Origin of the sequence: Pedobacter gandavensis, assembly GCF_032678745.1 — a bacterium.
Taxonomy (GTDB): domain Bacteria; phylum Bacteroidota; class Bacteroidia; order Sphingobacteriales; family Sphingobacteriaceae; genus Pedobacter; species Pedobacter gandavensis_C.
The window spans coordinates 73,476-85,892 of sequence record NZ_JAVTST010000011.1 but is presented as its reverse complement, the minus strand read 5'-3'; the positions used below and the strand labels follow the sequence as shown (position 1 = coordinate 85,892).

At 40.6% G+C, this 12,417-nt stretch carries 10 protein-coding genes; 5 read left to right on the top strand and 5 right to left on the bottom strand.

Annotated features, from left to right (window positions below; translation table 11 throughout):
- Positions 1 to 21: 21 nt before the first annotated feature.
- The 5 genes from creD to R2S10_RS23590 form a co-directional block, all read right to left on the bottom strand.
- Positions 22 to 1,395, bottom strand: a complete 1,374-nt coding sequence (gene creD / locus R2S10_RS23610; protein ID WP_316842863.1) for a cell envelope integrity protein CreD — start codon at positions 1,393 to 1,395, stop codon at positions 22 to 24.
- A gap of 52 nt (positions 1,396 to 1,447) precedes the next feature.
- The gene (locus R2S10_RS23605) at positions 1,448 to 1,750 is read right to left on the bottom strand and encodes a transcriptional regulator (RefSeq protein WP_316842862.1); all 303 of its coding nucleotides are present in this window, start codon (positions 1,748 to 1,750) and stop codon (positions 1,448 to 1,450) included.
- The gene (locus tag R2S10_RS23600) at positions 1,747 to 2,367 is read right to left on the bottom strand and encodes a hypothetical protein (protein WP_316842861.1); all 621 of its coding nucleotides are present in this window, start codon (positions 2,365 to 2,367) and stop codon (positions 1,747 to 1,749) included. Before R2S10_RS23600 ends, R2S10_RS23605 begins: the two co-directional genes overlap by 4 nt.
- Before the next feature lie 54 nt (positions 2,368 to 2,421).
- Positions 2,422 to 3,063, bottom strand: coding sequence for a DUF47 domain-containing protein (locus R2S10_RS23595; RefSeq protein WP_316842860.1), 642 nt, complete (start codon positions 3,061 to 3,063; stop codon positions 2,422 to 2,424).
- 64 nt (positions 3,064 to 3,127) lie between these two features.
- Positions 3,128 to 3,892 (bottom strand): DeoR/GlpR family DNA-binding transcription regulator, encoded by a 765-nt coding sequence (locus tag R2S10_RS23590; protein ID WP_316842859.1) that lies wholly within the window; start codon positions 3,890 to 3,892, stop codon positions 3,128 to 3,130.
- A 441-nt stretch (positions 3,893 to 4,333) separates the two neighbouring features.
- Here R2S10_RS23590 and R2S10_RS23585 point away from each other — a divergent pair, with 441 nt between their 5' ends.
- From R2S10_RS23585 to R2S10_RS23565, 5 genes are all read left to right on the top strand, one after another.
- Positions 4,334 to 7,594 (top strand): SusC/RagA family TonB-linked outer membrane protein, encoded by a 3,261-nt coding sequence (locus R2S10_RS23585; protein ID WP_316842858.1) that lies wholly within the window; start codon positions 4,334 to 4,336, stop codon positions 7,592 to 7,594.
- Positions 7,595 to 7,714: 120 nt separating this feature from the next.
- The gene (locus R2S10_RS23580) at positions 7,715 to 9,175 is read left to right on the top strand and encodes a SusD/RagB family nutrient-binding outer membrane lipoprotein (protein WP_316842857.1); all 1,461 of its coding nucleotides are present in this window, start codon (positions 7,715 to 7,717) and stop codon (positions 9,173 to 9,175) included.
- Positions 9,176 to 9,178: 3 nt separating this feature from the next.
- Complete coding sequence (locus R2S10_RS23575; RefSeq protein ID WP_316842856.1) at positions 9,179 to 10,594, top strand: calcineurin-like phosphoesterase family protein; 1,416 nt, start codon at positions 9,179 to 9,181, stop codon at positions 10,592 to 10,594.
- A gap of 102 nt (positions 10,595 to 10,696) precedes the next feature.
- The gene (locus R2S10_RS23570; protein ID WP_316842855.1) at positions 10,697 to 11,605 is read left to right on the top strand and encodes a glycerophosphodiester phosphodiesterase family protein; all 909 of its coding nucleotides are present in this window, start codon (positions 10,697 to 10,699) and stop codon (positions 11,603 to 11,605) included.
- A gap of 88 nt (positions 11,606 to 11,693) precedes the next feature.
- The gene (locus R2S10_RS23565; protein ID WP_316842854.1) at positions 11,694 to 12,380 is read left to right on the top strand and encodes a GDSL-type esterase/lipase family protein; all 687 of its coding nucleotides are present in this window, start codon (positions 11,694 to 11,696) and stop codon (positions 12,378 to 12,380) included.
- Positions 12,381 to 12,417: the final 37 nt, after the last annotated feature.

Below are 12,417 nucleotides of genomic sequence, written 5' to 3'. Positions count from 1 at the left end.
AAACACAATTGCCCTTTGCTTTTATGGTTGGGAAATAGCCTCTTCAGGTTTATTCCAATTGATTTTAACTGAAAAATACATCAGACAGGCCACGGTAATGAACAAGCCAACACTGCCGAAAAGTAGCGCGAGATCTTGTAGCTGGATGATGACATAGATAAAACTATAGAATATACTCAGGATGATAGCGAAAGCTATAGCTGCTTTTTTATTCCTTAAGAAAGCACCAATAAAAGTACTTACCAGTATCACAGTAGCCGCTGAGGCGATAAAATAAGCGATGCCAAATCCAACCTGCTCGGTAAAGGAAAGCAGAAGGGTATAATAGATAATCATAGCGGCACCAATCAATACATATTGTAGCAGATTCACTCTTACTTTATTCAGCAATTCGATAAAGAAAAGGGAGATAAAACTAAGTAGAATGATGAGGATCGCATATTTTGCAGAGCGCATCGTTTTCTGATACTGATCTACCGGCAGCAAAAATTTAACTCCAAACGTAGCTTTTTCCTTGTTTTGAGGACTTAAGGTCTGTTGACCACTGAGCCATTGCTGCGGAAAGGACCTATTGAAATTCGACATTTTCCAGGTACTGCTAAACTGCTTTTCTGTAATGTTTCTGGCCTCAGGAAGGAACGCTCCGGTGAAACTAGGATTGTTCCAGTTGCCATTTACTTTGATGACGCTGTTCTTGCCAAGGTGAAGGAAATTTAAGGCCTCACTGCCCCTAAGGTCTAGCTCAACGTTGAATTGTATCGCGGTATTCTTTGATGCCTGAAGGTCTATAGGGACAGCCAGGTTATTGGCAAAGAGGTTTTCAGATGCAAAGTCCGGCTCAGCTGCATACGATTGCCCTTCGATTTTAATCACAGGACTGTTTTTTAAACCTTTAAAATCGCTGATTCCTGCAACTACCTTCGCTTTATCCCAGAGGATAAGGTCGGGGTTGATACCCGATTTCGTCCATTCCAAGGCACTAAACTTGCCATTTAAACGGATTTTCGCATGATAGACTACCGCATCAAAGATTCCCCGATGTAGGATTTCCGGATTCACCTGACTTTGGATATCCAGTGTTTCAGGAAGAAGGTATATGGTAGATAAACTTTCTTTCATCATTGGTTTTCCAGCAGCATCTGTAGCCTTGATCCATGTCTTATAAGGGAGTTGAAGTACCGGACTTTCAATTAGCTGTGGACCGGACCACTTCGCGGAGATTTCTTTTATGGCCTCCTCCTGTCGGCCTTGCCGTTCTTCAATCAAGTATTGAATCCAGGTAGAGGGGATCAATAGCAGCAATGTAAGTACTGCAATTAGAAATAATTTAGCGCCCATAGACTCTTGGACTTGGGCAAAGAATGATTTTTCTTTTGGGGCTTGAAAGGTTTCCATAGTTTTTGTTTTAAAAAGTACTTTGTTTTTCAAAGTAGTTGGGTAAAAAAAATTAGAACTTCTGTTGTTTGATTAAATTTTCGAGGGATTCCAGGTGTTTTAAAAAGGCGATTCTTCCATTTTCAGAAGCTGCATAGCTGGTATTTGGCTTTCTTCCGAGAAAGGATTTATAGACGTTGATATAGGCTTCTTTTTCCAGCGCTTTAAGGTGGGAGGCCAGGTTGCCATCCGTCACCCCCAGCAATTCTTTCAGAGAATTGAAGTCGTAGTTTTCATTGGCCACAAGAATGCTCATGATCTGCAAACGAACACGGTTTTCAAAGGCTTTATCGAAATTTGCTAATGTGGTTTTCACTTGTCGTATTTAAAATGCATGATCGTACCGTAAATGATGTGGAGTAATCCGAATCCTATTGTCCAGAAAACTAAGCCATATCCAGGTAATAAAGCGGCAAATATACCTAGAATCAACTCCATTAAGCCTAACCATTTTACATCTTCAAAGGTATAAGTGCTGGCGCCAACCAAGGCAAGGCCATAAAATATCAAACATGTAGGAGCGATGACCCCATAGTATCCTCTGAAAAACAGAATCAGAATCAGACTGCCTCCGGTAAGTAAAGGAACCAACATGCTGAACAGTAGTTTTTTGCTAATCGGGTTCCATACTTTCTGTTGGTTCTTATTGGCTTTTCTAAGGGTAAGGAAAATCCCTGTGCCTATAGAAAGGATCAATACGGCTAAAGCAACAAAAAATAAATTCCAAAGGAGCTTTGGTTCATTCACGAAATGCTCCCGGTAATCCATGTCAAGAGTTTGACCGTATACCAGTGAATAGGCGATGCCCGCACCAATCAAGGCATAAACTCCCGCCAAAATTCCAGATAACCCGCTTAAGGAGATGAATTTTGCAGAACGCTCCATCAGGTTTCTGATAGAATGGAGTTCAGAATAGATTTCTTGCTTTTCCATAAAAGTACTTTGTAAGACAAAGTAAAGTATTAATTATGGAAATTACAAGTGGGCTTAAGTATTTTTTACAAGAATGCTTTCCAGAACGTTAGCCACATCATCGCATTTATCTGCTGCCATCTCCAGAATTTGCAAAATCTCCTTTTGTTTGATCAATTCAATCGGACTGATTCCTGATTGGAATAAAAAAGCCAGGGCTTGGTTACATACTGCATCTGCCTGACCTTCGCCTTTATAGATCCGCAGACAAACATCACTGATTAATCCGGTGTTTTTAAAAGTTCGAAGTTCTTTGAGTGCAATCTCCAGATCACGGCACATTTCAATCAGGAGCTGTGCCATCCTGATCATCGGTTTATTGAGTTCCGTTACCTGATAGAGGTCTACGTTGATGGCTGCAGTATGCATATAATCGGCAATGGCATACAAAGCGCTGATGAGGGCATGGATGTCTTCCCTGCTGAATGGGGTAATCAGACTCTTGCTGAGGCTAAGGAATACTTTAGTGCGGATTTGTTCGCCCGTATGTTCCATGCGTTCGATTTCCTTGATGTGTACTTTTCGTTGTTCTAAATCGGTGGTGCTTAAAGTCAGCAACAAGGTTTCAGATAAGCGCACCAGGTTCCCCCCACATTGTTCAAATAAGGGCTGAAACTTTTTATCTTTAGGACTAAAGACTTTGAAGAAGTTGTTCATATGCAGATGATATAATTCAAAAATATCGATCGCAATATTAACAAGTGATGAAGTTTTTGCTATTTTAAACGATGGAGACTTCAATCCCTAAACTTTCCAGCTGCTGTAAAACCTGTGGGGAAATCCCATTATCGGTAATCACATGGTCCACTTCCTCAATGCCGCAGATTTTTCCGAATCCTCTTTTTCCAAACTTCGTAGAATCAGCCAATACAATCACTTTTTGTGAAGCATCCATCATTTGTTTATTCAGCTGTGCTTCAAAAGCATTGGTGGTGGTGAGGCCAAACTCTAAATCAATGCCATCGACACCAAGAAAGAGTTTACTGCAAAAGACATTGCTTAAGATGTTATCAGAATAAGGACCGGTTACCGAAGCAGAACTTTTCCTCAATAGTCCACCCAATTGGATGACCTCAATATGGTCATGACGGATCAGCTCTAAAGCAACATTTAATGCGGAGGTAATCACAGTAAGGTTGCCCTTTGGCTGAATCGCTCTTGCTAATGCCAGCACAGTGGTGCCAGAAGCGATAATAATAGAGTCGTTGTCTTTCACTAAAGCCGCTGCCGAACTTGCTATTCTTAGTTTCTCTGCAGATTGTAATGGCTCTTTCTCATTTACAGGCCGGTCTACTGTATAGGGATTGTTTAAAGTAGCACCACCATGGGTTCTGAAAAGTAGCTTTTTGTCTTCGAGTAGTTTCAGGTCCTTACGAATGGTCACCGAAGAAACATCCAGTTCCTTACATAAAATCTGTACATCTACAGATCCCTCTGCTTGAATTCTATGAAGAATGTACTGGTGTCTTTCTGCTATGTTGATCATCGTTGGGCTTTTTTGTGGTGGTTTTGGTTGCTTAAGAATTAAAGATGCAACAAAATTAAATGAAAAAATAAATTATTCGCTTATGTTTTTACCGCAGCCTTTGTTGGTATTTCATTTTGTTATGCTTTAATGTTAAGCGAAGGTTAACGAAGCTTTGTTCTTCTGCTTGGCTAGAATTCTATTCCCTTTTTCAATTGAAATTACCGATAGTTAGCCGCTAAGCCGGAGCATTTATCAATGGTTTTTAAGTACGCTTTCGTTTGCTTTGGTTATGAGAAGTGCCATTTTTTGGATAATAGAGGCCATTTTTGAACTTTAACTTAACACATCAATAATGTATGGTTAACAGTATTAGGGAGATATTTGCGGCGAAACGCAAAATGGAAATGAAACGAAATGTGGCTGCTCCAGGATGTTAAACACACACAATTGATAACGATAATGAAGAAAACTTTTACCAATCATCTGCGGTTTACGAAATTTTTCAAGTACAGGGCAATCGTTCTGGCTATGGCAATGGTACCTGCCAGTCAAATGTTGAGCGCTGCACCAGTAGTTAAATCGCTGACTATTTTACAGGAAACGGTTACGATTAAAGGTATTGTGAAAGACCATAAAGATGGGATGCCAATGCCGGGTGTCACCATTACAGATCAGGATAGAAAAGTACTTGCTGCCACAAATGGCGATGGTGCCTTTAGTGTAAGTGTTCCAAAAGGAACCATACTATCCTTTAATATGATTGGCTATAATGTAGCTAAGAAAGCATTCTCCGAAAACCAAAGTAATGTGGTGATTTCACTTACAGAGTCCAGCAGTGAGCTGAATGAAGTGGTGGTTACGGCATTGGGGATTAAACGTGAAGCAAAATCCTTAGGTTTTGGTGCAACAGTAGTGAGTGGTAAAGAAATCTCTGATGCGCCTTCCAATAACTGGTCTGACGCTTTAAAGGGGAAGGTACCTGGAATGACACTAACGCAAACGGGCTCTGGACCGATCAATAGTGCGAGAATCAACCTTCGTGGCGATCGCTCTCTGAGTGGCAACAATGAGGCATTGATTGTGGTAGATGGGGTGCCTATCTTAACCCGTAGCGCGAGTTCAGGTGTGAGTGATGCTTATGGTGCCGGTTCTTCAGGGGCAGATAAAGACATTCCAATCGATTTTGGAAACGGAATCTCTGATATTAACCCGGATGACATCGCCTCGGTTACGGTATTAAAAGGAGCCGCTGCAGCCGCACTTTATGGCAGTAGGGCACAAAATGGAGCCTTGATCATTACGACTAAATCGGGCGCTAAAAGAGAAAATGGCCTTGGAATTACATTTAACTCCAATACTAGTTTTAACGATGTATTGCGCTGGCCAGATTATCAATATGAATATGGTCAGGGAAATAACAATAGAAATGCTGCCGGGGAATTGTACTACTCTTATGGCGCTTCTGCCGATGGCGTAAGTACGAGTGCCACTTCCAGTGCATTCGGTCCGAAATTTAATGGACAGAGCTATTTTCAATATGATCCGAATTTAGAAGGTCAAGGGTTAACACGTACACCATGGGTTCCTTATAAAGACAATATCAAAGGATACTGGCGTACCGGTTATACGCTACAGAATGGTGTAGCCCTGGATGGTGGGACGGATAATTTTACAGCAAGAGCCTCCATCACACATACCAAAAATGAATGGATCATGCCAAATACAGGATTTGAAAGATTAGTCGCTTCCCTGAATACCAGCATGCAGATTTCTAAGAAAATGAAACTGAATGCAAAGATCAGTTATACCAATAAAACCAGCGATAACCTTCCAGGAACTGGGTACAATGGTCAGTCTATCGCCTACTTTATGATTTTCCAGAACCCCAATGTGGACCTGGATTGGTATAAACCAATGTGGAAGAAAGGTCTGGAGCAGCTGAAACAAATTCATCCATTTAGCTCCTACATAGAAAATCCTTATTTGATCGCCAATGAAATGACCAATAGTCTAAACAGCAATAACCTAGAGGGGAACCTGCAAGGGGTGTATACTTTTAATGATCAATGGGAGTTAATGGTACGTTCCGGATTAAATATGCGTGTAGATGCCCGCGAGCAACGCCGTACTTTTGATACTTCTAACTTCCCATTAGGATATTACAAGCAACAGGATGTAAACTTTCAGGAATATAATACAGACGCTTTATTGAGCTATACCAAGAATCTGATGCCTAAACTGGGCTTCCGAGCTTCCTTTGGTGGTAACTTAATGAGAAGAACATTAAAAGAAAATAATTCGGTTGTACGTGGCTTATTGTCGCCAGGAGTATATAAATTGTCGAATGCGCTAACCAATGCGCTTGCTGAAAATGAATTGATCAGAAGGGAAACACAAAGTGCTTTTGGTTTGATCAATATGGATTGGGACAAGAAAATTTACCTGGACATCACCGGACGTAATGACTGGTCTTCTACTTTACCTAAAGGAAATAACTCTTATTTCTATCCTTCGGTAAGTACCAGTTACATTTTATCGGAAATGTTCAAAATGCCAAAAGCAATTTCTTTTGCGAAATTAAGGTTGTCATGGGCGCAGATTGGTTCGGATACAGAACCTTATCGTACTCAAAAATACTATGGCTCTTCCCTGTTTCCAGGCTCTGCCGAAGCACCGGGAATCTTATTCAATGACAATCTGAAACCCGAAATGTCTACTTCATGGGAAACAGGTGCCAATGTCTCTTTTTTCAAGAACCGCATCACTGCTGACTTGAACTTATATGCTTCTACAACCAGCAATCAGGTTTTATTAGTGCCATTAGACATCACAACCGGTTATTCTAAAGGCTTTGTGAATGGTGGTAAGGTACGCAATAGAGGGGTAGAGGTAATGTTGAGCGGGAAACCAGTGGTGTCAGGTGATTTTAGCTGGACTTCAACAGTAACCTGGTCGAAAAACCAAAACAGGATCCTTGAATTGAGTAAAGATGTATTGAGTGCACAGCAAATTATCGCGCAAAGTGGTTCTGGTGCAGCTTCTATCATTGCCACCGTTGGTGGAACAACAGGTGATTTATGGGGTTACGGATTAGTTCGTAATGACCAGGGACAGGTGATTTTTGATAAAAAAACAGGATTTGCTGTTCGTCCTACGGACATGAAAAAGATAGGCAATGCTTATGCAGACTGGCGAGGTGGTTTCCACAATGAGTTCAGGTATAAGGATTTTACTTTAAGCGTTTTGGTTGACGGTCAGTTTGGTGGTATCGTTTATTCTCAAACACACCATAAAATGACTGAACAAGGAAAACTAACACACACGCTTGCCGGTAGGGAAGAAGGTGGTGTAATTGGTGATGGTGTAATACAAAATAGCGATGGTAGCTTTTCTCCAAATACTACTAAGGTGCCTGTGGCAACATGGTATGCCGATTATTATCGCCGTGCGAACGTAGAAACAAATAGCTTTGATGCATCCTACCTAAAGCTAAGAGAAGCCAGAATCGAGTACCGTTTGCCTAAAACATGGATCAAGAGAATGAACATCACTGGTGCTACAATCGCATTTTATGGTAGAGATCTGGCAATGATTTCTAAATTCCCAGCCTTCGATCCGGAAACCGCTGCATTGAATGGTTCGACCATTATGCCAGGTGTGGAAATGGGCCAGTTGCCAAGCACCAGGACTTTTGGATTGAACTTAAGGTTGCAGTTGTAAGTAGGATGGCGATCCCGGATATTCAGCAAATAAGCCTGTAACCTCCGGGAAGAACCCGAAAAAATTAAGATAATGGGCCATTGGCCGAAAAGTATAAAAGGTTACAAAAAATATAATCAAATGAAAATAAAGATAGCAGCCATTCTTGCTTTGGTGAATCTGATGGTTTTTTCTTCTTGTACGAAGGATTTTGAAGAACTAAATACCAACCCTAATTTGGTGCAAACCGCTGTTCCTGGAAGCTTATTAACGCCTACAGTATATGGCATGAGTACTTATTTCACGGTAAGGAGTTATAATTTTACCTGGCAAATGATGCAGGTAGGATTTCCCAACCCAAGTCTTTCTGCTGGTATTCATCGCTATGATGTTCAGGAATCCGAAGGAAATGGAACCTGGAATAATTGCTATAAATATTTGCGAAATGTAAAAGAAATGGAAGCCTCAGCAAAGGTGTTTAATATGCCGGTTTATAAAGCGGTAGGGGCAACAATGAAAGCTTATATCACCGGAATTCTAACAGATAGCTTTGGGGATGTGCCTTTCTCTGAAGCAATGCGCGCAGAAGAAAAGATTACCCAGCCTCGTTTTGATACGCAAGAAGAGATCTACGTTTCTTTAATCCAACAGCTGGAAGATGCCAATACCATTTACGCAACGGAAAAAGGAGCAATGTCTGGCAATGACTTTTTATACGCTAATAAAAAAGAAAACTGGCAGAAGTTTAACAACTCCTTGTTGATGCGAATGCTGCTACGCCTTTCTAAAAGAACAGAATTCAAAAGCTATGAACGCTTAAAAGCAATGATCGCCGATCCGGTAAAATATCCGGTTTTTACCAGCAATGCGGAAGCTGCAATTGTTAAGGTTTCCGGAATAGCTCCCTATGATTATGCCTGGGGTAGACGTCAGGATTATGTGAACTCTGAGGCCATGGGCGCTTTCTTTGTAGACATGTTGAATGGTCTTGAAGATCCAAGAAGACCCTTGTTTATGACCAGAGCCTCAAAAATTATAGATAAAGTTCCGGTAGATTTAGGTTTTAAAGGATATACGGCCGGACATTCAGGTCAGGATTCACAGTTTGGCTTTACGCCAAGCGGTCCTAATGGGGACCTGATGTTCCCAAGTGCAGTAGGTACACCTATCAATGAGGTAATCATGAGTTATGCAGAGGTCGAATTTATCAAGGCAGAAGTAGCTTTGCACAATGGAGAGTTGCCAGTAGCTAAAACAGCTTATGAAAAAGGGGTAACCGCAGCAATTACCCAATGGCCAAATGGTCTGATGCCTGCTGGATATTTTAACAACCCTAATGCCGCCTTTAATGGAACATTGGAGCAAATCATGAATCAGAAGTATTTAGCTTTATTTTTCAATGATTACCAGCAATGGTTTGAATACCGTCGTACAGGTTTTCCTAAATTGCCGAAAACAGAATTTATGCTGCACGACGGAGTAATGCCTACCCGCTTTATGTACCACAATGATGTGCGCAGGTTCAATGCTGAAAATTATAAAGTCGCTGCCGATCGCATTGGTGGAGATAACGTGATGACTAAAGTTTGGTGGGAGAAATAAATCATGAACAGAAGATTATTTATACAGAATTTTAGCTTGCTGACTACCGGTTTGGTGGTCAGCTTGAATAACGAAGCCTTTTCGCAACTGCAAAGAGGGAATACGATTAAAGGAAAGGTAACTTCCGGTAAAAAGGGACTGGCTAATGTGGTGGTTTCTGATGGTTACTCAGTAGTGCTGACGGATAAGAAAGGAAATTATACGATGAAGACCGATCTTATGGCGGCTTCTGTATGGTTAAGTACCCCAGCAGGATATGAATTTCCAACGAAAGCTAGTCTGGCAAGTCATTACCATATCCTGGGCAGTAGAAATGAATATAATTTCGACCTGAAAAGATTAAAAAAAGACGATCACCAGCATCGCTTTATCATCTGGGCAGATCCACAAATCAAGAATAAAAAGGATGTGGTCCAAATGATGGAGACCGCTGTTCCTGATGTTCAGGAACTGGTAGCCTCATTTGGAGCAGATGCCCTGATCCATGGGATAGGAGTTGGGGACCTGGTATGGGATAACCATGCGCTCTTTGAAGATTATAATGCTGCGGTGGCAAAAATGAACATCCCGTTTTTCCAGGCACTGGGAAACCATGATATGGATTATAGGATAGGAGAAGATGAAACTTCAGACCGTACTTTTAAAGAGATTTATGGACCTACTTATTATTCTTTCAACAGAGGAAAAGCTCATTATGTAGTGTTAGATGATGTGCGCTACCTGGGTAGAGAAAGGGAATATGATGGTTTCATCTCCGAAAATCAATTGGCCTGGCTAGAAAAAGATTTGCAACAGGTTTCAACAGATCAGCTCTTGATTATAAATCTTCACATTCCGGTATACAATTCTGTGAAAAATAATGCGGATCTCTATGCCTTGTTAGCAGGTTATAAAAATGTACACATCATGTCTGGGCATACACACTACAATGCCAATCATATTCAAAAGGGCATTTATGAGCACAATCATGGAACAGTTTGTGGCGCATGGTGGACAGGTCCAATCTGTAGCGATGGTACGCCAAGAGGATATGGAGTTTATGAGGTTTCTGGAAATGAATTGAACTGGTATTATAAATCAACCGGAAAAGATAAAAAGGAGCAGATGAGCATGTATGTGGATCAGCTAACCAATCAGACCAGAGTTATTGCCAATGTATGGAACTGGGATCCGGAATGGAAGGTCGTTTATTTCCTGGATGACCGTCCGATGGGCGCTTTGGAACAACAAAAGGGCTTTGATCCTTTAGCGGTTAAACTGTACCTTGGAGATAAACTGCCTCTGGGCAGAACATTTGCCGAACCACAGAAAATGGATCATTTATTTATTGCACATTTTCCACCTTCAGTGAAAAAAGTAAGTGTATTGGCTACAGACCGCTTTGGGAATGAATACCGTATGGAGATGCCTTGCTCCTGAATATGAAAATATTCAGGATTTAAAATTATTAATTGCTGTGGTTGAAATTAGGAATTGCTTTTAATCATAAATTGAAAACCTTAAAAGTATAAACTGGAAAATATGAAATTTACTTCCTTATTAATGTGTATCGCTGTGATGGGTTTATCTTCTGATCAGCTGACAGCACAAGTAAAAGCGAGCTCACAGGCAAATTTCCCCACTTTTAGTACCGAAGGTCATCGCGGGGCCCGTGGATTAATGCCTGAAAATTCCATCCCGGCCATGATAAAGGCAATAAACCTGGGAGTAACAACATTGGAAATGGATACCCATGTTACCAAAGACGGGGAAGTGGTTGTAACGCATGATGATTATTTGAGCCCGGCATTTATGCTGGATGGCAAAGGAAAAGAATTGCTTCCATCAGATGCTAAAAAATACCCTGTGTATCAAATGACCTATGGGCAATTAAAGGCTTTTGATTTGGGTTCAAAATATTACCCTGCCTTTCCTCAACAGGAAAAGATAAAAACATTTATCCCTCGCCTGGAAGAATTGATTGATTCAATACAGCAGTATTTAAGTCAAACGGGTAAGAAACAAATGTTCTATAATATTGAAACCAAATGCGGTCCGGAAGGAGATGGGGTATTGAACCCAGATCCTGAAACTTTTGTGAAACTATTGATGTCAGTGATAGAGAAGAAGGGAATTGCTCCATTTGTGGTAATCCAGTCTTTTGATAAAAGAACCTTACAGATTTTAAATAAAAAATACCCGGAAGTAAGAACTTCTTACCTGGTGTCTAACCAGAAAAGCGTCGAGGAAAACCTTGCAGATCTAGGTTTTTCACCTTTCATTCTGAGCCCTGCTTATAAAATGGTAAATGCCGAGCTGGTAAAGAAATGCCACGATAAAGAGATTAAAGTGATTCCATGGACGGTAAATTCAGCAAAAGATATTCAGGCACTTAAAGATTTGAAAGTAGATGGCATCATTTCCGATTATCCGAACTTATTGATGCCTTAAGTGCCGCGGTGGGTGGTATGGTTTTCCATGGTACCTGCTAATATTTTCGCTTTCATAAAGATCAGGTTATTCGTAGTTTAGTAGGTATATGAAAAAAATACTTGCACAGCTAATCTGCGGAATTAGCCTGATCTTTCTTTTAGCACCAATAAATACCAATGCTCAGTCGATCAAATACGACACGGCTTACAAGTCTAAGGGCTATATAGAACGGTTGGAAAAGTTTAAAACTGATCCGATTTCCAAAAATGATGTGGTTTTTTTAGGGAATAGCATCACGGCAGGTACTAATTGGGCTAAATTACTAGATATGCCAACCGCAATAAACAGAGGGATCTCGGGCGATATTACTTTTGGCATCCTAAACCGAATGCAAGAAATTATTGACGCAAATCCACGTAAGATTTTTATCCTTATTGGTACAAATGACATCTCCAGAGAGATTCCTGATTCCCTTGTAGTCAGTAATTATAAAGAGATAGTAAAACGTATCAAAACAGGATCATCATCTAAAATATACTTCTTTACCATCTTACCGGTGAACCAAAAAACTAACTTTCAAAAACACAAAGGAAAGGCTGTTCATATCAATTGGGTTAATTCTGAAATCAAAAAGCTAGCCTCAAAAAGGGTTAAAGTGATCGATTTGTATAGCTATTTTGTAGACGGAGACGGTCAGTTGAAAGAAAACCTTAGCTACGACGGACTACACCTCAATGACGCAGGGTATCAGGAATGGGCGAAAGTACTTAAAGAGGGAAATTACCTGAAATAAGAAGAGACTGATCATAAAAAAGGTATTCCTATTATAG

What these genes read in the sequence shown, in the direction of transcription:
- creD (WP_316842863.1), bottom strand. Translation starts at nt 1,395, where the DNA reads ATGGAAACCTTTCAAGCCCCAAAAGAAAAATCATTCTTTGCCCAAGTC.
- R2S10_RS23600 (WP_316842861.1), bottom strand. Translation starts at nt 2,367, where the DNA reads ATGGAAAAGCAAGAAATCTATTCTGAACTCCATTCTATCAGAAACCTG.
- R2S10_RS23595 (WP_316842860.1), bottom strand. Translation starts at nt 3,063, where the DNA reads ATGAACAACTTCTTCAAAGTCTTTAGTCCTAAAGATAAAAAGTTTCAG.
- R2S10_RS23590 (WP_316842859.1), bottom strand. Translation starts at nt 3,892, where the DNA reads ATGATCAACATAGCAGAAAGACACCAGTACATTCTTCATAGAATTCAA.
- R2S10_RS23585 (WP_316842858.1), top strand. Translation starts at nt 4,334, where the DNA reads ATGAAGAAAACTTTTACCAATCATCTGCGGTTTACGAAATTTTTCAAG.
- R2S10_RS23580 (WP_316842857.1), top strand. Translation starts at nt 7,715, where the DNA reads ATGAAAATAAAGATAGCAGCCATTCTTGCTTTGGTGAATCTGATGGTT.
- R2S10_RS23575 (WP_316842856.1), top strand. Translation starts at nt 9,179, where the DNA reads ATGAACAGAAGATTATTTATACAGAATTTTAGCTTGCTGACTACCGGT.
- R2S10_RS23570 (WP_316842855.1), top strand. Translation starts at nt 10,697, where the DNA reads ATGAAATTTACTTCCTTATTAATGTGTATCGCTGTGATGGGTTTATCT.
- R2S10_RS23565 (WP_316842854.1), top strand. Translation starts at nt 11,694, where the DNA reads ATGAAAAAAATACTTGCACAGCTAATCTGCGGAATTAGCCTGATCTTT.